At 66.4% G+C, this 19,340-nt stretch carries 16 protein-coding genes; 3 read left to right on the top strand and 13 right to left on the bottom strand.

Annotated elements, in window-relative coordinates; translation table 11 throughout:
• The first annotated feature begins 13 nt into the window (after window positions 1-13).
• On the top strand, window positions 14-634 hold the full coding sequence (locus BJ963_RS16115; protein WP_179457523.1) for a GyrI-like domain-containing protein: 621 nt from the start codon (window positions 14-16) through the stop codon (window positions 632-634).
• Between the two features lie 39 nt (window positions 635-673).
• Here the strand turns inward: BJ963_RS16115 and BJ963_RS16110 are convergent, their stop codons facing one another.
• Entirely contained in the window at window positions 674-1,498 is an 825-nt protein-coding gene (locus tag BJ963_RS16110) for an aldo/keto reductase (protein WP_089915302.1), read from the bottom strand.
• A 58-nt stretch (window positions 1,499-1,556) separates the two neighbouring features.
• On the opposite strand from BJ963_RS16110, the gene BJ963_RS16105 reads away from it, so the two are divergent.
• Both BJ963_RS16105 and BJ963_RS16100 read left to right on the top strand, forming a co-directional pair.
• Window positions 1,557-2,099 (top strand): type 1 glutamine amidotransferase domain-containing protein, encoded by a 543-nt coding sequence (locus BJ963_RS16105; protein ID WP_089915305.1) that lies wholly within the window; start codon window positions 1,557-1,559, stop codon window positions 2,097-2,099.
• 104 nt (window positions 2,100-2,203) lie between these two features.
• Complete coding sequence (locus tag BJ963_RS16100; RefSeq protein WP_089915309.1) at window positions 2,204-2,485, top strand: Fe-S cluster assembly protein HesB; 282 nt, start codon at window positions 2,204-2,206, stop codon at window positions 2,483-2,485.
• 85 nt (window positions 2,486-2,570) lie between these two features.
• On the opposite strand, the gene BJ963_RS16095 is transcribed toward BJ963_RS16100, so the two are convergent.
• From BJ963_RS16095 to BJ963_RS16040, 12 genes are all read right to left on the bottom strand, one after another.
• Window positions 2,571-2,972 (bottom strand): hypothetical protein, encoded by a 402-nt coding sequence (locus tag BJ963_RS16095; protein WP_179457522.1) that lies wholly within the window; start codon window positions 2,970-2,972, stop codon window positions 2,571-2,573.
• A 218-nt stretch (window positions 2,973-3,190) separates the two neighbouring features.
• Window positions 3,191-5,272 (bottom strand): ABC transporter ATP-binding protein, encoded by a 2,082-nt coding sequence (locus BJ963_RS16090; RefSeq protein ID WP_281363856.1) that lies wholly within the window; start codon window positions 5,270-5,272, stop codon window positions 3,191-3,193.
• Between the two features lies 1 nt (window position 5,273).
• A complete protein-coding gene (locus BJ963_RS16085) occupies window positions 5,274-7,007 on the bottom strand; it encodes an ABC transporter transmembrane domain-containing protein (protein ID WP_179457521.1) in 1,734 nt (577 codons plus the stop codon).
• A 144-nt stretch (window positions 7,008-7,151) separates the two neighbouring features.
• Window positions 7,152-7,709, bottom strand: coding sequence for a dihydrofolate reductase family protein (locus tag BJ963_RS16080; RefSeq protein WP_179457520.1), 558 nt, complete (start codon window positions 7,707-7,709; stop codon window positions 7,152-7,154).
• Between the two features lie 1,291 nt (window positions 7,710-9,000).
• On the bottom strand, window positions 9,001-9,246 hold the full coding sequence (locus tag BJ963_RS16075) for a hypothetical protein (RefSeq protein WP_179457519.1): 246 nt from the start codon (window positions 9,244-9,246) through the stop codon (window positions 9,001-9,003).
• Between the two features lie 418 nt (window positions 9,247-9,664).
• Window positions 9,665-9,901 carry a TM2 domain-containing protein gene (locus tag BJ963_RS16070; protein WP_179457518.1) on the bottom strand — a complete coding sequence of 79 codons (237 nt, stop codon included), beginning with the start codon at window positions 9,899-9,901 and terminating at the stop codon, window positions 9,665-9,667.
• Window positions 9,902-10,331: 430 nt separating this feature from the next.
• Window positions 10,332-10,685 (bottom strand): hypothetical protein, encoded by a 354-nt coding sequence (locus tag BJ963_RS16065; protein ID WP_179457517.1) that lies wholly within the window; start codon window positions 10,683-10,685, stop codon window positions 10,332-10,334.
• A 354-nt stretch (window positions 10,686-11,039) separates the two neighbouring features.
• Complete coding sequence (locus BJ963_RS16060) at window positions 11,040-11,675, bottom strand: hypothetical protein (RefSeq protein ID WP_179457516.1); 636 nt, start codon at window positions 11,673-11,675, stop codon at window positions 11,040-11,042.
• A complete protein-coding gene (locus BJ963_RS16055) occupies window positions 11,659-12,111 on the bottom strand; it encodes a hypothetical protein (RefSeq protein ID WP_179457515.1) in 453 nt (150 codons plus the stop codon). The genes BJ963_RS16060 and BJ963_RS16055 overlap by 17 nt, the downstream gene beginning before the upstream one ends.
• A 225-nt stretch (window positions 12,112-12,336) precedes the next feature.
• The gene (locus tag BJ963_RS16050; protein ID WP_179457514.1) at window positions 12,337-12,822 is read right to left on the bottom strand and encodes a hypothetical protein; all 486 of its coding nucleotides are present in this window, start codon (window positions 12,820-12,822) and stop codon (window positions 12,337-12,339) included.
• 32 nt (window positions 12,823-12,854) lie between these two features.
• On the bottom strand, window positions 12,855-13,073 hold the full coding sequence (locus BJ963_RS16045) for a hypothetical protein (RefSeq protein WP_179457513.1): 219 nt from the start codon (window positions 13,071-13,073) through the stop codon (window positions 12,855-12,857).
• A gap of 144 nt (window positions 13,074-13,217) precedes the next feature.
• Window positions 13,218-19,334, bottom strand: coding sequence for an RHS repeat-associated core domain-containing protein (locus BJ963_RS16040; RefSeq protein ID WP_343037305.1), 6,117 nt, complete (start codon window positions 19,332-19,334; stop codon window positions 13,218-13,220).
• Window positions 19,335-19,340: the final 6 nt, after the last annotated feature.

Below are 19,340 nucleotides of genomic sequence, written 5' to 3'. Positions count from 1 at the left end.
GACGGGGGATGCCGTGAAGAGCGATCTGAAGAAGGAGCTGGGCCTCTACGCCCCGCGGCGCGGACGGTTCGAGCTGGTGACCGTGCCGCCCCTCCGCTACCTGATGATCGACGGCCACGGGGATCCCAACACGTCGGAGCAGTATCGCGACGCGCTGCAGACGATCTTCCCGCTCGCCTACGCGCTGAAGTTCCTCAGCAAGAGAGAGCTCGACCGCGACTACACGGTCATGCCGTTGGAGGCGCTGTGGTGGGCCGAGGACATGGCGTCCTTCACCACGGCACGGGACAAATCGCAGTGGGACTGGACCGCGCTGAACCTCATCCCCGACTGGATCACCGACGACCACGTCGAGCAGGCACGCGCAACGGTGAGGAGTCGCGGCGGCGCACCGGCGCTGGACGCACTGCGCGTGGAGACCCTGGACGAGGGGCTGTGCGTGCAGACCCTGCACGTCGGCTCCTACGACGACGAGGCGCCGGTGCTGGCGGAGCTGCACGACGTGTTCATCCCGGAGTCGGGATTCACCATCACCGGCCGCCACCATGAGATCTACCTGAACGACGCCCGGCGGACCGCGCCGGAGAAGCTGCGGACCATCCTGCGGCAGCCGGTCGCGCGGGCCGCAGCGTAGGCGCGCTCGATCGGAGGACGCGGCCGGCCGCCGCCGGGCTCAGCCCAGGTCGTCGGGGTCCTTGCCGGTGCGCTCCCCGGATTCCAGCGTGGCGATGGCGGCCAGATCGTCCGCGTCCAGCTCGAAGCCGAAGACGTCGATGTTCGACCGGATGCGCTCCGGCGATGTCGACTTCGGGATGACCACGTTGCCCAGCTGCAGCTGCCACCGGATCACCACCTGCGCCGGGGTCACCCCGTGCTTCGCGGCGAGCGCATCCAGCGTCGGGTCGCCGAGCACGCGCCCGCGCGCCAGCGGCGACCACGCCTCGGTCACGATCCCATGCGCCGCGTCGTACGCCCGCACCTCGGCCTGCGGCAGCCAGGGGTGCAGCTCCACCTGGTTCACCGCCGGCACCGTGTCGGTCTCCCGCGCCAGCCGGTCGAGATGGTGCGTGTGGAAGTTCGCCACCCCGATCGAGCGGGCGCGGCCCTCCGCGCGCACGCGCTCCAAGGCCCGCCACGTCTCCACGTACCGGTCGCTGCGCGGGGCAGGCCAGTGGATGAGGAAGAGGTCGATCGTGTCGAAGCCGAGCCGCTCGAGACTGGCGTCGAACGACCGCAGGGTCGAGTCGTACCCGTTGTCCGTCCACCACACCTTGCTGGTGACGAACACGTCGGACCGGTCGAGCCCGCTCCTCCGCACCCCCTCCCCGACACCGCGCTCGTTCTCGTAGAACGCTGCCGTGTCGATGTGGCGGTAGCCCGCCTCCAGCGCCGTCACCACCGCCTCCGCCGTCTCGGCCTCCGGGATCTTGTAGACGCCGAAGCCCAGCTGCGGGATGGTGTTGCCGTCGTTGAGAGTCAGCTGCGGGATGCTCGCCATGGGTTCATTCTGCCGTGCCCCCGGCGTACAGGTGTGGGGACGGAAGGAGACAAGCAACATGGCACTGACGAACAAGACGATCGCGTTCCTGGTGGGTCCGGAGGGCATCGAGCAGGCCGAGCTGGTGCAACCGTGGAAGGCGGTGACCGATGCCGGCGGCACCCCTCAGCTGGTGTCGAAGGAGGAGGGCGAGGTGCAGGCCTTCAACCACCTGACCCCGGCCGACACCTTTCCCGTGGATGTGACCCTCGCCTCGGCGAGCGCCGACCAGTTCGACGCCCTCGTCCTCCCCGGCGGTGTCGCCAACGGCGACCAGGTCCGGACGTTTCCCGAGGCGGTGTCGCTGGTGAAGGACTTCGCGGCGGCCGGCAAGCCCATCGCGGTGATCTGCCACGGCGGCTGGGTGCTGATCGAGGCGGGCGTCGTGGGCGGCCGGACGCTGACCAGCTGGCCGAGCCTGCAGACCGATTACCGCAACGCGGGAGCAACCTGGGTCGACCAGGAGGTCGTGGTCGACGACGGCCCGTTCACGCTCGTCTCGTCGCGCAAGCCCGACGACCTCGACGCGTTCGACCGCGAGCTCGTGAAGGCCTTCGAGTAGAGGCCCGTGAACGTTCCCTGGCAATGGCCTCCAAGCCGGTTGCGATCGGCGGGAGGGCGCGGGAACGTAGGCGACTCCTGGACCATCGATAGGAAGGAGAGCACATGCTCACCCTCACCGAGAACGCCAGCACCATCGTGAAGACGCTGACCGACCAGTCCCCGGACGAGTCCGCGGGTCTGCGCATCAGCAGCAGCAACCCCGACGCCACGGCGTTCGCCGCCGCGGTCACCCCGGAGCCGGAGGCTTCGGACCAGGTGGTCGAGTCGGGCGGGGCCCGCATCTTCCTCGAGACGCAGGCAGCCGAGGTCCTCGACGACAAGGTGCTCGACGCCCAGGTCGACGACCAGGGTGCCGTCAGCTTCGCGATCGGAGTCTCCGCCTAGCCGGAGCACGATCGACGAGAGGCCCGGAGTCGCATGACTCCGGGCCTCTCGTGCGTCCCGCTTCCATCGTCACCCCCGGCCGCCGCTACTGCGAGGGCTTCTGCGCGTGGGCGGCATCCTGCGTCTCGACCGGGCCGGTCGGTGGCGCGAGCTCGTCAGCGACGATGGGATGCGGCGCCGTGCGGTCGTCGGGGAGGCCCCATAGCGCCTCGCCTTTGCCCGCATCCAGCAGGAACTCCACCGCGAGCGTCCACAGCGGCACGATCTTCATGGGCGGGATGTCCTCCTCGCCCGGGAAGTGCGCGGCGAAGTGGACCTCCGGCTCCCCGCGGAGCGGCTCGGCCGCCGCGACCAGCCCGTAGTAGCTCTCGTCGTCGATGACGCGCCAGCGTCCCGTCCGCCCGTGCTCGGGCTCCAGCCGCACCGTGTACCCGCCATAGGAGAAGTCGGGCCCGGGAGGCAGGGAGGCGCGCTCGTCTTTCGTCATGCTCCTGTTGTACGGCGTCCGAATCGGGGGGACAACTCGTTCACATGCCTAGCAAAAGGGTGTACGAGGTCGCTCCCGGCTGCGACCCCTGCACGGTTCGGTCTAGCCGCACGCCTCGGCACCGGTGTCAACGAGAGTGACCCGGTGCCGCGGCGGTTGTTCACTGGTGGCTGGCGTGCGGACCGCCTCAACCCCACTCGGCGGTCCGCGCGCCACCCTTACGGTGCGGCGACCTCTTCTGCCACGCCGGGCGCGCCCTGCTGCTCGGCCTCGGCCTCCGCGTCGTCGCCGCGGAACTGCGTCATGTACAGGTCGTAGTAGGCGCCGCGCCGTTCGAGGAGGGTCGCGTGGTCGCCCTGCTCCACGATCCGGCCGTGCTCCATCACGAGGATGGTGTGCGCGTCGCGGATGGTGGACAGGCGGTGCGCGATGACGAAAGAGGTCCGGTCGGTGCGCAGCGCCGCCATCGCGTGCTGCACGAGCAGCTCGGTCCGGGTGTCGACCGACGACGTCGCCTCGTCGAGGATGAGCAGCGACGGATTGGCGATGAACGCCCGGGCGATGGTGATGAGCTGGCGCTCACCGGCAGAGACGTTTCCACCCTCCGCGTCGATGACGGTGTCGTAGCCGTCGGGCAGCTGACGGACGAAGCGGTCGACCATGGTGGCCTTCGCCGCCTCGATCACCTCGTCGTCGGTCGCCTCGAGGCGCCCGTACCGGATGTTCTCTCGGATCGTGCCGGAGAACAGCCACGCGTCCTGCAGCACCATCCCGACCTGGCCGCGGAGCTCGTCCCGCGACAGCTGGGTGGTGTCGATGCCGTCGAGCCGGATGGTGCCGCTGTTCAGCTCGTAGAACCGCATGATCAGGTTGACGAGGGTGGTCTTGCCCGCCCCGGTCGGGCCTACGATCGCGACGGTGCTGCCCGGCTGCACGCTGAGCGACAGGTCTTGGATGAGCGGCGTCGTCGGGTCGTACGAGAAGTCGACCTTGTCGAGCTCCACCCGGCCGTCGGCACGCTCCGGGAGGTGCTGGGTCGGCGTCTCAGGCAGCTGCTCCTCCGAGTCGAGGAACTCGAACGTTCGCTCGGCCGAAGCCACACCCGACTGCAGCATGTTGGCCATGCCCGCGATCTGCCCGATCGGCTGCGAGAACTCCCGGGAGTACTGGATGAACGCGGTGGCGTCGCCGATGGTCAGCTGGCCGGCGGCGACCTTGAGTCCGCCGACGACCGCGATGAGCACGTAGGAGAGGTAGGAGACGAAGTTCATCGCCGGCATGATGCTGCCGGAGACGAACTGGGCGCCCACCTGCGCCCTGTGCAGCTTCGCGTTGCGGGCGTCGAACTCGGCCAGCATGACCTCGTCGCGACCGAAGGCGCGCACCAGGTCGAGACCGGAGTACGACTCCTCGATGTGGCCGTTGAGCGCGCCGGTGGAGGCCCACTGCGCGGTGAACAGCTTCTGCGAGCGCGACCCGATCACGCCGGCGATCACGCCGGAGAGCGGGATGGAGATGAGCGCGATCAGGGCGAGCTGCCACGACACGATGAACATCATGATCCCGATGCCGATCACCATCAGCACAGACTGGATCAGCTGGGAGAACGCCTGCTGCAGGGCCGTCTGGATGTTGTCGACGTCGTTGGTCACGCGCGACATGAGGTCGCCGCGCTGCCGGGTATCGAAGTAGCTGAGCGGCAGCCGGTTGAGCTTCGCCTCCACGTCCTTGCGCAGCCCGTAGACCACCCGCATCACGAGCGCGTTCAGCAGGTAGCCCTGCCACCACTGCAGCAGGGAGGCGACGAGGTACATCCCGAGCACGATGAGCAGGAGGCGTCCGAGCTCCGTGAAGTCGATGCCCTCGCCTGTGGTCACGCCCGAGCCGGCGATCACGTCGGCCAGCTGGCCCTGCCCGCTGGCGCGCAGCTGCTGGATCACCTGATCGACGGGAACGCCCGGGGGCAGCTGCGACGAGATCACGCCCCGGAAGATGACGTTGGTGGCATCGCCGAGGATCTTCGGCGCGATGACGACGAGCACGACCGACACCACCGTGAGCAGGGTGACCCAGGCCATCCCGAGCCACTCCGGCTTGAGGAGGCCCATGAGCCGCTTGAACGACGGCCAGAAGTTCTCGGCCTTCTTCGCCGGCGCTCCGCCGAACATGTCGCCGTCGGCCTCGGTCGGCGTGAAGTCGTACTCCTCCTCGAGCTCGTCGAGGACGATGTCCTTCGCCGTCGGGTTCTGCCCCTCGTCGGGGCGTCCGCCGCGCTTCTTGCGGTCTGTGGTCCGTGCCATCTCAGGCCACCTCCAGGCTCAGCTGCGACTCGACGATCTGGCGGTACGTCTCGTTGGTCTCCAGCAGGTCGTCGTGGGTGCCGCGTCCGACCACCCGTCCGTCGTCCATGACGATGATCGTGTCGGCTTCGCGGATCGTGGAGACGCGCTGCGCGACGACGATCATCGCGGCGTCCCCGATGGAGTCGGCGAGCGCGCGCCGGAGGCGGGCGTCGGTCGCGACGTCGAGGGCCGAGAACGAGTCGTCGAAGAGGTACACCTTGGGCTGCGCGACGAGCGCGCGGGCGATGCAGAGCCGCTGGCGCTGGCCGCCGGAGACGTTGGTGCCGCCCTGGGAGATCCGCTCGTCCAGGCCGTGCTCCTTGGCACGCACGAAGTCCTCCGCCTGGGCGACGCGCAGCGCCTCCCAGAGCTCGTCGTCGGTCGCATCCGGACGCCCGAAGCGCAGGTTGGATGCGATCGTGCCGGAGAAGAGGTACGGCCGCTGGGGCACGAGCCCGAGCACCCCGGCGATCTGCGTGCGGGTGAGCGCGTCGACGGCGACGCCGCCGATGCGGACGTGCCCGCTCTGCGGGGTGAACAGGTTGGCGATGACCGAGACCAGCGTGGTCTTTCCGGAGCCGGTCGATCCGACGATCGCGGTGACCTTGCCCGGCTCGGCCGTGAACGTGACGTCGCTGAGCACGGGCTTCTCGGCGCCCGGGTAGCCGAAGGTGACATCCTGCACGTCGACCCGGCCGTCCGCCGGGACCTCGGCGGCGTCGACGGCCGCCTGCGCCGTGCTGGGCTTCGCGCTGAGCACCTCTTCGATGCGCTCGGCGCAGACCATGGCGCGCGGGATCATCATGGCCATGAAGACGCCCATCATGACGGCGACGAGGATCTGCAGGAGGTACTGGAGGAAGGCGGTCAGCGCGCCGATCTGGATGTCTCCGGCGTCGACGCGGTGACCTCCGAACCAGAGCACCGCCACGGTCGCCGCGTTGAGGATGAGCATGATGATCGGGAACATCAGCACGAACACGTTGCCGACCTTGACCGAGATCCGGGTGAGCGCGGCGTTGGCGTCGTCGTACCGCTTGGTCTCGAAGCGCTCGCGGACGAAGGCGCGGATGACGCGGATGCCGACGATCTGCTCGCGGATGACGCCGTTCACGCCGTCGATGCGCTCCTGCATGATGCGGAACATCGGCAGAAGCAGCGACACGAGGACGCCGACCACGACGAACAGCACGGCGACGGACACCCAGATCAGCCAGGACAGGCCGGCGTCGACCTGCACCGCGAAGATGATGCCCGCGATGCACATGATCGGGGTGGAGACCATGAAGTTGAACGTCATCAGCAGGAGCATCTGCACCTGCTGCACGTCGTTCGTGTTGCGGGTGATGAGGGTCGGCATGCCCCAGCGGGCGAGGTCGAGCGAGGGCAGCGCATCCACCGTGCGGTAGAAGGTGCGCCGGATGTCCTTGCCCGCCGACATCGAGGCGCGCGCGCCGAAGTAGGTGGCCGTCACGGCGGCGAGCACCTGGATGAAGCAGACGACCAGCATCATGCCGCCGGTGCGCCAGATGAAGTCGGTGTCGCCGGTGACGACGCCCTTGTCGATGATCTGGGCGTTGAGGGTCGGTAGGTAGAGGGCGGCCATGGTCGCGACGAGCTGAAGGACCACGACCGCGGTCACCGCGCGCCAGTAGGGGCGCACGAAGCGGAGTGAGAGACGAAGCAGAGTCACAGTGATTCCCGGGTGTGCTGTGTGTGGATGTGGTGGCGGAGCAGCCCCGCCACGAACGAGGCTAACGGCGATTGCGGACGATGAGCGGCCTCAATTGCGAGGCTGTCCGGCGACCGCGATGCGGACGGTCGCCCTCGGACCGCGTCAGTCGGCCGTGTAGTGGAGGTGGAGGACGCCGTTGTCGTAGGCGTCGTGGTGACGCAGCCGCAGCTTAGCGGGAGCGCTTCCTTCCGGGAACAGGCGTGCGCCCGTCCCGCGGATCACCGGGTAGACGAACAGATGCAGGGAGTCGACGAGTCCGTCCGCCAGCAGCGCACGCACCAGCGAGCCGGAGCCGCTGATGTAGACGCCGCCGCTGTACTCGTCGGCGAAGGCGCGGATGCGCCCGGCGTCGTATGCCCCGAGCGACCGCGATTTGCGCCAGGTGCGCTCGGCGGTCTGGTCGTCGAGCGTGGAGCTCACGACGCCCTTCGGGCTGTCGTTGAAGAAGGGCGCACCCGGATCGTCCGCAGCGGTGCGAGCAGACCAGGCGGGCGCGAACATCTCGAACGTGCGCCGACCGAGGAGGATCGCGTCCGACGCCCGCGTGATGCGGCCGATGTCGTCGCCCATCTCGGGATCGAACCCGAACTCGGACGTCCAGCTCGGATCCTCGAACACGCCGTCCAGCGACACGAATTCGTGCACTGCGATCGCGCCCATCAGACTCCCCTTTCCCCCGGAACAGCATAGGGGGCGACGCCTGTTTGCGGAACGGTCCGCGGCGCACCCGATCATCGGTTTCGACGGTGGTGGGGGGCGATGTGGCGGGACAGTTCCCGTACTCCCCGCCACATCGCCTGAAGGGGTCCGATCCCGTTCGCCCGAACCCTTCACACATGAAGACGCGAGCTGTCGCGAATTCGTGACGCGGAATCGCGGAATCGGTGTGCCTCTATTCGAGGCGGGTCCTGAACCCTGCCTTGAGGATGATTCCTCTTCGATGCGAAACCCACTTGTCAGCGTCGGCATTGCAGGTCAGCTGAGAGATCTGAATACGAGAATGACGCCCACTCCGAGACAGGCAATTCCCACTCCAACCATTCGCGTTGGGGTGGATTCTGACGAGAGCCCTGGGGACCACTTTCCGCGCTTGGTTTCCACGTTGGCCCGATTGCGTTTGGCCGTCGCGTCCCGGAAGACTATGACCCCCAATCCAGCGAGAGGGGCAACACATCCCGCGGCCAGCATTGCGACCTCTTCAATGTCCATGGCGACCCTCTACCGGAACCTCGAGATGAGACCGCTTCGGCAAGCACCCACGTCGTTCGTCAGCCCTGCCTCTGGAATACCTCAGGTAGCGAAAGACGTCCATGCGAGTTGGAACGACACCGGGACTGCACGGTTGGGTTCGGCCTAGGTACGGAGCGCTGGCAGGGCGGAAGTCCGGCTGGAGAGCGGAGGGCATGTTCTTCGAGTCCGGGCCTCTACCTTTCGGTGTTTTCGGGACCTTTTCGCGGGCGGATCAGGCGGCGGCGTGGGCGGCCTATTCACGTCTTGGTGTGCCTTGTGCGGCGCGCATTGCATGGTCGGGTCAGTCGAGGCCATCGAGGATCGCAAACGGAAGGACGAAGAAACCAACTCCGATTAAGCCGAGCCCGACAGCAAGCAATAGCCCGGGAGTCAGGGCGTTCTCAAATCGATTTCCCGCGTGGAGGTCACGCACCTCTCGCTTCATCTGCGAAGCGACTGATCTTCGCAAGAGCACGATCATCACGCCTACCGCTATGCACACGAAGCCCGAGAGCATCAGGTTCCGGCGTCGGTCACGTCTCCCCCTAGAAGAGCTTGGTCGAATTCTTCTCACCGACTCGACATCCCATCTGACCGCCGAATGCGACTCTCCCTTCGATCCAGGGGGAAGTCCACGTCACCCAGGATGCTTGCCCGTAGCCGCCTACCCCGGCAACGAACATGCAGCGGTGCGCCGCGCCGACCGTGACGATGTCACTCATCAGGTGACAACCGCGAAGATCAGGCGCGCACCGTTGAAAACCCCGATCCCCAGAATGAAGCACCCCACGGCCGCAACAGATCCCGGGGTCGAAGCTCGCACGAATGGCCGATAGCGGTCTCCCCCCGTGGCAAAGAATCGACGGTTCCACTCGGCGATCCTCTTGCGCCACACCACCATCACGGCTCCCACCACGATTGCCAATGGGGCTGAGATCGCCAGGCCGACAATCGCCTCAAAAGTCATCACCAAGTCCAAACGATTGTGTCGTCTGCGGGCCCACCCACATACCATCGAGCCGGGCTTGCCCTCGCGGGCCGGCCGTGCAATAGATCAACGTGGCCGCGAAGGTCATACCCACTGAAATGGCGCCGACCGTCAATCCGAGTGCCGCTCCGATGCCTGTTACATCGAGGGCCAAATCCACCACCCCCGGCACGACCGGACGGCACCACCCAACAGGAAGAAACCCCAGCGGCAGGAGAGTCACGACGCCCGATGCTTGCGTCCTCGGGACGGCTGGTGCGCATCGACTCCGCCGACCCCGCGGCACGCTTCCCCCAGAGACTCCAGCTCAACCAGCGAAGAGGGCTGGTCACAGGCAGACGGGTCCACCGCTCTCCGATTGGCAATATCGGTAGATCGAGGCGCGTCGTTGGTGCGATCAGGTGCTGTGCCGCTCGTCTTGCGTCCAGGAGCGCAAACGTGAGACGTCGACGCACATCAGCGCGACGAGCGTGATGAGGAGAACCACCCCAATAGGACTTGGCACCGCCGTCAAGGCGAGAATGAACATCCCCAAGTACAAGACCCCTTGCCAGGCGCGCCGCACATAGAAAAGATGTGCGCCTGCAATGCCGAAAAAGGCCAACCAAATGTATGCCTCACTCAGCGTCAGCACGCGTCTTCCTGCCATCTCTTGACTCGGCCGCCGGTCCTTACTCCAACGAAAGTATGCGGATGAAGCCGGTAGGAGCAGCAGAACTCCGCTGAGGAGGATGAGCGTTGTGCTCGACCAGGCAAGAATCGAGCCAGAGCTTGTGAGTGCTGCCACGATGCCGATCAGAAGGATGAAGATTCGGCTCGTCCGATGGCCCGAGAGCGCGAAGGCGCCGGCCGCGGCCGGGGCGAGAGTGAACAACAGAAGGACACCGACTACGACGAGGAATGGCGCCTTTCCAACGTCTTGATCGACAACGTCATACGCGCTAAAGCCCGCTACGAGTGCGGCGCACATACTCATTGCCGAAGCAATCCAGACAGCCAGAACTGCTATCCAGACGGCGTGTGGCCTTCGTGTGCGATTCTTCTCAGGAATCGGGGAACCTCCCTCAATTTTCATTCGTGAGACCTGTTCGCACGGCCCAACGGTCGAAGTAGGCATCGATCGATTCGCGCGAGCAGACGTCGACGACGAGCCAGTCTGTCGCCGCCTCTCGGGCAACAAGCTCGCAGAGTTCATCGGATCCCGGCCCTCCAGGAGCGCTCACAAGGTCAGTTATGGCGGTCCACACGCGATAGGCCCTAGCTGCGTACGCAAAGTCGAAAAGATCGACGAACGCATTCACTTCCTCGAGGATGATGTCGTACGCCCGGTGCTGCCCCGGCGCGACAAGCAGCGACGAAATCGAAGTCATTTGGTGCGCAACCCGCTGATCAAATGGTGGCGCTAGCGACTCGGCCATCAGTCCTCGTCATCCAAGACGTAGCGATGATTGCAGCACGGTGGCGGAACCGACGATGAAACCCGGTGCGCGGCGCGCATTGCATCGTCGTGTCCGCCGAGGCTGTCGAGAATCGCGAACGGATGGACGAAGAGCCCAACTCCGATAAAGCCGAGCCCGATAGCAAGCAATAGCCCGGGGGTTATGGCGATCTCAAATCGATTTCCAGCGTGGAGCATTTTTCGGGTCAGTCGAGGTCGTCGAGGATCGTAAACGGAAGGGCGAGGAGCCCAACTCCGATGAAGCCGAGCCCGATAGCACGTGAGCTCCCGAGGGTTATGGCTCTCACGTCACCTCCCCCGCAGACGCATGCGCTCAGCCGATGCCCGACTTGCTCGTGGCATAAGGTCGCTCAAAGTAATTGCGTGCGAAGATCTCGCGGCTGAAGTCCGCGGGCGAGCGTTTCTCCCCGACCTGCGTAAAGTCTCGAATCGCCTCCTCAGGCGAAACGAACGGGACGCCCGCATCGAGCCACGCGCCATGTGGAATCTCGCTATATAGGATCCCGAGGTCCCAGCGCCGCTCGCCCCACACGGCCCATCTCCCAGAGCTTCCAGCAACCCCCACAACGTTTGCGATGTTGATGGGCGCGCCTGTGATGTCCCCCTGCGGCTCAAACGACATCGCGTGCCAATACGTCGCATCGATGTCGATCGCTCGTAAGCGCATCGCTGGGAAACAGTCGTACCAGTCGAAATAGGTTTCCGGTGCGGGGTCAAGCTGTACGACCGTGATGTACTCATCTCCGTGGGCCTGACCGAGAGCGGACAGGACCGGCCGAAACGACCCTTCGATGACGTGCGAATACTGACAATACGCAAGCGTTGCTCCGTGCTTTGTGAATACCCAGTCCGGTAGGCGGCGCTCAATCGAGATGAGGCGGCTGCCCTCCCCGAGGACCTCACGAAACCCATCGATGTTCGCCGGATACGCGTTAGTTCGATCCGTCATCGTCCCGCATCCTGCCGACCCATCTTCGTGCTTCATAGTCGGCTTTGATGGCTGCGAGTCTCCCCGCCGAGATGTCGACCGCACCAGTCGGGAGCGACGAGAATCGGGCTTCGTCCCCTGTCACTCCGACCACCTCCGCCCAGTGGCGCCGATAGAAGTCGTCCTCTTCGCTCGGCTCGCCCGTTTCGATCACGCGCCGCCCTGTAAGGAACTCTTGCCAGTCCGCAAAGCGCACCTGCTGCCCTCTTCGGCCAACATCGATGTGCCACGCACCTCGGTCTTGAAGGATCGTGACGGTGCAAGCCTCGCGGACAAGGAGGAATAGCGAGTTGAAGGACTCGTCGTAGTCCTTTCGCTGGACCTCGAATCCGTGGTCGAGAACGAATCGCGCAAATCCCTTGATCGGCGCAGGTAGCGAGGGTCTCTCATTCATCATCGCCGAGACATCCGTATTCCGTGCGGCGTAAGCAAGACCTGCGGCCCCGAATAATCGAGTTCGTTCGTATGACGAGTGCAACCGCTAACCATCCCCTCACAAAGCCGAAAGCGTCGCCCGAGATTCCCGACGCTGTGGATGCGTGCCTGATGGTCTCCGCCACCCAATCCTCAACTCGACGCTGCACGGTCTCTCCCTCGGTCAACTGGGAAGTGTTCCCGTCCGTCAACTGTCCGCTCCGAGTAGCTGGAGGATCTTCTCCCACCTTGAGCCCGCCCAGGCCTGGCTGGCGGGAAACATCGCATTCTCGCCGGTTCCGTTTATCCGAATGGGGAGTTCGAACGTAGTCCCGGCAGTCTTGATGCCGACGAAGAGCGTCGTGTAATCGACATAAACCCAGCTGGTCTTCCCTATTCGACCGTCTCTGATATCGCTTGCCGGAAAAGACGCAATTGTGTAGGGGTGGTTGGCTCCGCCGACAAGCCGAAGTTCGCCGGGCGTCGCTACTAGTGAATAGAAAGCCCCAGTTCGAACGAAACGGCCGCCTGATTCACGTGCGATTCGACGAAGCGCGCGATGTGTCGAGGCCGAAACCTGGGCGGATGTGATCAGCGCCGCTGGGTTCGACCGACGAATCGAACTGATCCTTTGCCGAATGTCATGCCGCCAGATGGTGGCCTTGACCGCCCACCAAAGCGCGGCGATCAGCACTACCGCCGCTATGACCACCCAAGGATTCATAGTCACTGCCTCCAATTCCGCTCATCTGGCTCGGCGTACGGTTCCCCTGCCGCGCGGAGAATCGTTCCGGTGCCGGATTCGAGCTGAGGAAGGTGGCGAAAGCGGCCATCCAGGGTGGTGTAGCCGTGACGCACCTCCAGCGCTATTGCCGAGGCGAAAGCAACCCACAGAGCGAGATCAATCGCGAAGCCGATCAGAAGAACCGACAGCGCCTGAGCCATCGATGAATCACTGCGACCTATCAACACCACGACTAGTGCAGCTGCCAGGCAGACAAGATAGCCCGCATTTCCTAGCCGAGCGATCTTGAACAGAGTTCGGGCGGACGGGCCTCGCATGAGCACTGGAATCCGCTTCTCAGTCATCTATCGCGCTCTCTTCACCAGGTCACCGGTACCGGTCACCGCCCCCAGTCCATCACCCATGCGGCCGACAGCCTGTACGGCACCATCGACGGCATCCTTGATGATCCCGCGGAAAGAAGCCTTTGCACTTGCCCCGACGAATGGAATGGCCGACAAGATAACCCCGATGACGCATGATGCGAGTTGGTCGCCGCCCAAAATGCAAGAAATGACTGTACCCGCAAGCGAAGACACTGCCGCCAGCGCAGCAAGGACAGGCTGCTGCGGTCCTGGGATCAGCGACGCGAACCCAAACACACCACCCACGATTGTGAGTACATCCGCGACGATCACCCAGCGATCGCGTTCGGCATGGCGCTTCTGCGTTTCGCTCTTCGATTTGGGATCGGTAGCCGCCGGGGTTTTCGGGTCCTTCTTCGCGGGGGCGTAGGGGGGCGGCGCGGGCGGCATCTTCACGTCCTGGTATGCCTTGTGCGGGGGTGCGCCGCACCCGAGAGGGAGCGCGTCGCTGGCACCCGTGCGCGGCGCGCACTTGTGGCCGTCCGGGTCGAGGAACGTCGTCGGGTTGCTCCACGCGTACCGGTAGCGGGCGAGAGATTCGGGCTGGGTCAGCAGGCCGCGCCAGCTGTCCGGGGTCGTCCACGTGCCCGTCGCCGGGTCGTAGCTGCGGGCGAAGGTGTGCACCTGCCCCTGCGTCACGTCCTGCGCGTGACCCGTGTACGACTCCGGAGACGACCAACCGCCGGACTCGAAGCGCTGGCCACCCCAGTCGTCGTAGGACGACAGCTCGGTCACCGCACCCGCCTTCGCACCCGCGACCGTCGAACCCAGACCGTCCAGCAGATCCCACGTCGCCACGCCTGTCGACGTCACGTGCTCGGCCAACGCGCCCGCAGCATCGCGAACCAGCGTGGTGGTCCCCTGCCCCGACACGCTCGACTGCACCACGTCGGCACCGTCGAATGTGTTCCGCGTCATCGAGGTGCCGTACTTCGTCTGGTCGGTCACCGCCGCCTGCCGGCCCAGACCGTCGTACGCGTACGACGTCGACCGGCCCTCACGCGTCACGGCGCTGGTCTGACCAGCCGCGTTGAACGCGAACGAGGTCCCGACTCCTGCCACCGACTGCGACACCCGGTTACCTGCGCCGTCGTACGAATACGAGGCGACACCGGCGGAGACACCGCGACCGGAGCCGGTGGTCGTGGACTGCGTCAGCTGGTTGGCGTCGTTGAACGTGGCCGACTGAGTGAAGTCGCCATCCTTCGCCCCCGATCGCGACCAGGCCGTCCGGTTGCCTGCGGCATCGTAACCGTACGAGTTCTGCTCGCCCGACGATGCCTTCGACGTGGCAAGGCGGTCGAGACGGTCGTACCCGTACGCGACCGACGCCACCTTCGGTGACGGCGCGGACACCGGAGGGACGGTGGGGGCCGGTGACGGCACCGGCGTACCCGCCCCCGGGTCACCCTCGGGCGACGGACCCGCGATCGTCTGCGTCGCCTCGGTGACGTTGCCATCGACGTCGTAGCCGTAGTGGTAGGCGAGAGAACCGCCCTCCGGCACCGGCAGGGAGGCCTCCGGCAGAGTCCGACTCTTCAGATACGTGTTCGCATGGGTGCACACGCTGCTCTCGCCTGCGGCCGGTGCGGTGCGGGCGGTGAGATAGCCGGCGACCGTGGTGCACTGCGCGGCCGCGGCGTCGCCCGACGCGTACGAGGCCGGCGTGGGTGACGGCGTCGGCGCGGCGCCTTCTGCCGCTGCGGGCGTGGCATGCCGAACATCCGTGACGCGGTTCGCTCCGTCGTATCCGTAGGTCGTGGTGATGCCTGTGGAACGTCGCAGTTCGGTCAGATTGCCCGCGGGATCCCACGCGTAGGCGAGCGATCCCCACGGCGAGGACTGGGACGTGGTGCGGCCCGCCCGGTCGTACGTGTACGTCAGATTCTGCCCGGTCGGCAGCGTCATGGACGCGAGCCGGCCCGCCTTGTCATGCGCGCTGGCAAGCCGCCCACCGGACTGGTCGATCTGGGTGGTGACACGCCCGGCCTTGTCGTAGATCCAGCCGGAGACACCGGTCGGATCGGTCATGGCGATCAACCGCTCCTCGGCGTCGTACTCATACGTCGCCACCGAGCCCGCCTGATCCCGCCGCACCAGGTCGCCTCGCCTGTCATAGGTCAGAGCGGTGGTCGCCCCGGTGCCTGCGGTGGTCTTCGCGAGTCTGCCCGCCGCCGTGTACATCCAGCTCGTGGTGTTCCCGACGGGATTCGTCTCGGACGTCGTCCGGCCCGCTGTATCCGAGGTGTATCGGGTGGTGTGCCCGTTCGGATCGGTGATCGCGGAGAGGTTGCCGTCGCGGTCGTAGGCGTACGTGGACACGACGTTCACGTCGGGAGTCGCCTTCGCTCCCGGCTTGTAGCCTTCCGTGACAGCGGTGAGCTGTCCCGCCGGGTCGTAGCCGTAGAGGGTGCGATGGCCGCGCGCGTCGGTGAGGGAGGTCTGGTTGCCGGCGGCGTCCCATCCGTACCGGGTCACCCCTCCGACCGGGTCTGTCGTGCTCACCTGGTTCCCGTCGGCGTCGTAGGCGAAGGCGGTCACGTTGCCGTTCGGGTCGATGACCGAGGTGGTGCGGCCGTTCGGGTCGTAGGCGTACTGGGTGGCGCTTCCCTCCGCGTCCGTCACCGAAGCGAGTCGCTCGAGTGCGTCATAGGAGTAGGTCGTTGTCCGCCCCGCCGCATCGGTGACCGAGGTGACATTGCCGTCCGCGTCGTACCCGAAGGTGGTCACCTCGCCGAGGGGGCTCGTCCGCGAGACCACCTGGCCGGAGGCGTCGAAGCGATAGGCGGTCACCGTTCCGCCGCGATCGGTGACCGAGGTCAGGTTCCCATCCGGGTCGTAGGAGAGGTCGGTGTGCTCGCCACGGCCGTCCGTGATCCTCGCGACGCGATCCATCACGTCGTACGCATAGGAGGTGGCCACACCATCCGGATCGGTCTCCTTGACGAGCCGCCCGACGCTGTCGTAGCTGTACCGGGTCTCTCCGCCGGCGGGGTTCGTCTCCATCGTCAGGTTGCCTCGGGTGTCGTAGGCGTACGACGTCGTCCCGCCCTCCGGGGAGACGACGGAGGTCAGATTTCCCACACCGTCGTAGGCGTAGCTCCAGGTGCCTCCATTCGGGTCGACGGTCTTCACCGTCCGATCGCGCGCGTCGCTGATGAACGATGTGGTGCCGCCGAGCGGGTCGGAACGCTTCGACAGGGCGTCCTCGGCCGTGTAGCCGTAGGTGGTGACGCCTCCGGACGGGCTCGTCGACTCGGTCAGGTGGAACATCGCGTCCCACGCGTATCTCGTCACCGCGCCGGTGGGGTCGGTCACGGAGGCGAGGTGATCGTTCGGCTCCCACCCGAATAGGAATGCGTTGCCGGCGGCGTCGGTCGCGGTGACGACCCGATCGCCCGAATCCCAGCTGTAGCGCGTGGCGTGACCGCCCGGGTCGACGTGCGAAACCACACGTCCCGCGGCATCGTAGGTGTACCGGGAGACACGTCCTGCCGGATCGGTCCGCGAGGCGAGCCGGCCCGCGGCGTCGTAGGCGTAGGTGGTGGTGGCACCCGACGGCTGCTTCGAGGAGACCAGATTGCCGGCGGCGTCGTACGCGTGGTGCACGACCGTGCCGTCCGGCTGGTGCACGGCGGTCACCCGTGCTGCGGCGTCGTAGTCGTATGTCCAGGTTCGAGGGGACCCACTGGGACCTCCGGTGTCGGTCTTCGTGGCGACCTGGCCGGCCGGGGTGTAGGTGTACCGGGTGACGACACCGTCCGGTGCCGTCTCGGAGATCAGATTGCCGGACAGATCGTAGGAGTAGGCCGTGCGAGCGCCGTTCTCGTCCGTCGACGAGGTGACGTTGTCGTCCGCATCGAACCGGAAGGACGCCGTGGTGCCGTCGGGATGCCGCACCTTGGTGATCCGCGATCGCTCATCGTAGAAGTACACCGAGACGCGACCGAGGTTGTCCGTGTATGTCGTCTGACCCGGCGTGGAGTAATCGAGAGTGCGGAGGTTGCCCTGCACATCCCACTGCTTGACGACGCGGCCCTGACCGTCGTACTCGTTCTTCAGGTACACGGCGCCCGTGGCGTCGGTCGCACTCAGCAGCTGATGCGCCCCGTCGTACGTGAAGGCATGCGTCCGACCGTCGGGCAGCGTGATCGTCGTGAGGTTGCCGGCGCCGTCGTAGGCGAGGCCCCATCGGTCGCCGCCCGGGCGGGTGAACCCGGTGACGCGACCCAGCGCATCCGAGTCGACAGCGATGACCTGCCCGGCCGCATCCGTGATGGATGCGAGGGGATGGAACTGCGACGTCCTCCGGTCGGCCGGGGGTCCGTACGCGAGCGTCGTCGCGTGACCCTTCGTGTCCGTGTACGAGATGAGGTTGCCGATGCCGTCGATGTTGGAGGCGTCGAAGACCCAGGTCTCCCCAGAGACGTCGCTCAGCTCGAGCCTTCCACCGGGCCGTTCTGCCAGCGTCTGATGTACCCCTCGGTCGGCGGGCGTGTACCCGCCGTGGCCGTCCGCTGTGAACACGAAGGAGGCCCCGTCGCCCCGGACGACCATCACCGACCCGTCGATGAACCGCTGGGCGCGCGCTCCCCACTCGAACGACCAGCCGGCGCCCACACGGGACAGCCGGCCGTCCTGCGAGTTGTAGGTGAGCGTCATGTCGGTGCTCGATCCCCCGGGCCCGGGGAGCGAGAACAGCTTCTCGTCCTCGATGAGGTTGCCCGTGGAGAACGAGAAGGGTTCACCGCCATACGTCTGATGGTTCTGGTGACCGAGCTGGCGCCACCGGGCGATCTCGGCCGCAGACGGCGGGGACGGCCAGCCTCCGGCCACCGGGTCTGTGCAGTCGAAGCCCTGCGACTCCAGGTAGACGCCGAGACCGGTCAGCACGCCGTCCGCGATATGAGCCATGCCGTTGTCGATGATCGGACGGTCGTAGTTGTGGTCGAGGAACAACGGCTCCACGTGCGTCACTGCGTTCGGCAGCGCCGCGAACTCGTCGCCCGGGAAGTTGCCGTTGTTCGGAAGCTGCTTGGCGGGCCGCGTCGTGTACGTGGGAAGGACGCCGACCAGCGCCGCCGAGAGCGCGTTGTCGGCCGCCCCACCGCGGGAGTACACCTGCGAGCCGCCGTCGGCGGGCGATCCCCACGCGGTTCCCTGGTTCGTGTTGAAGCCGATGCCGATCGTCGCGGCGGGGTTCGCCGCGGCCGCGATCCCCGCCCGGACCCCGCGCGGGACGAAGGGCGCCTTCGGGTCTTGGCGCGTGATCCTCACGGTGGCCTGGCAGTCCTGCTCCAGCAGCGTCGCTACCTGCTGGGCGAGCTGGATGTTGTAGGCGAGCTCGGTGACCGGTGGTGCAGGAGTCGACGCGTGCCCTTCGTCGTTGTCCGGATCGAGCACGATGACGGGGCCGTCCGGGACCGGGAACGGGATGCCGATGACGACGAACTGGGACAGGTGCGTCGAGACCCCCTTCACGACGCCGGCCTTCGTGTCGTAGTACGACGGCAGCGCGGTCCACGGCTCGCCCGCGCCCTCCCGCGTGTAGATCTGCAGGGTCGCGGGATCGAGATCCTTGTCTCTGACGGCCGCGAGATCGGGCTTCAATTCGAGGGAGACACCGGGGATGACGTCGGAGACGACCGGGCCGTCCTCCCCTCCTCCCCGCTTCTTGACGGGCTTGGCCGGGAACTGGGTCACCTGATCGCCGTGGTCGTCGGTGGCCGTGATCTCGACCGGGTCCGACACCGGCGCACCGCGTTCGGGCGCCTCGGCTGTGGCCGCGCGAAGCGCGTTCGCCGGCGCCGCGCCGAGGCGGACCGTGAGAGCCGACTCGATGTCCCTGCCCGAAAACGTGACGGAGGCGCCGAGATCCTTCGCGGCCACCCTCGATTCGGTTTCGGGCCGGATGGTGCCCTGCGCCTGCGGTGGCGGCGGCTCGGTCTCGTTCTTGACCCGGGCGGCCTGCTCGGATGAAGCGGCACGGACCTCGGAGAGGGTGGCTGCAGCGATCCGCCGCGCCTTCTCCGCCGGGGAGGCCTCTGCAGGGGTCACGGTTCC

It is taken from the genome of Leifsonia soli (assembly GCF_013408745.1).
Lineage (GTDB): Bacteria > Actinomycetota > Actinomycetes > Actinomycetales > Microbacteriaceae > Leifsonia > Leifsonia soli.
Note: the sequence above shows the minus strand (reverse complement) of the source record. Positions and strands in the feature narration are given on the sequence as shown.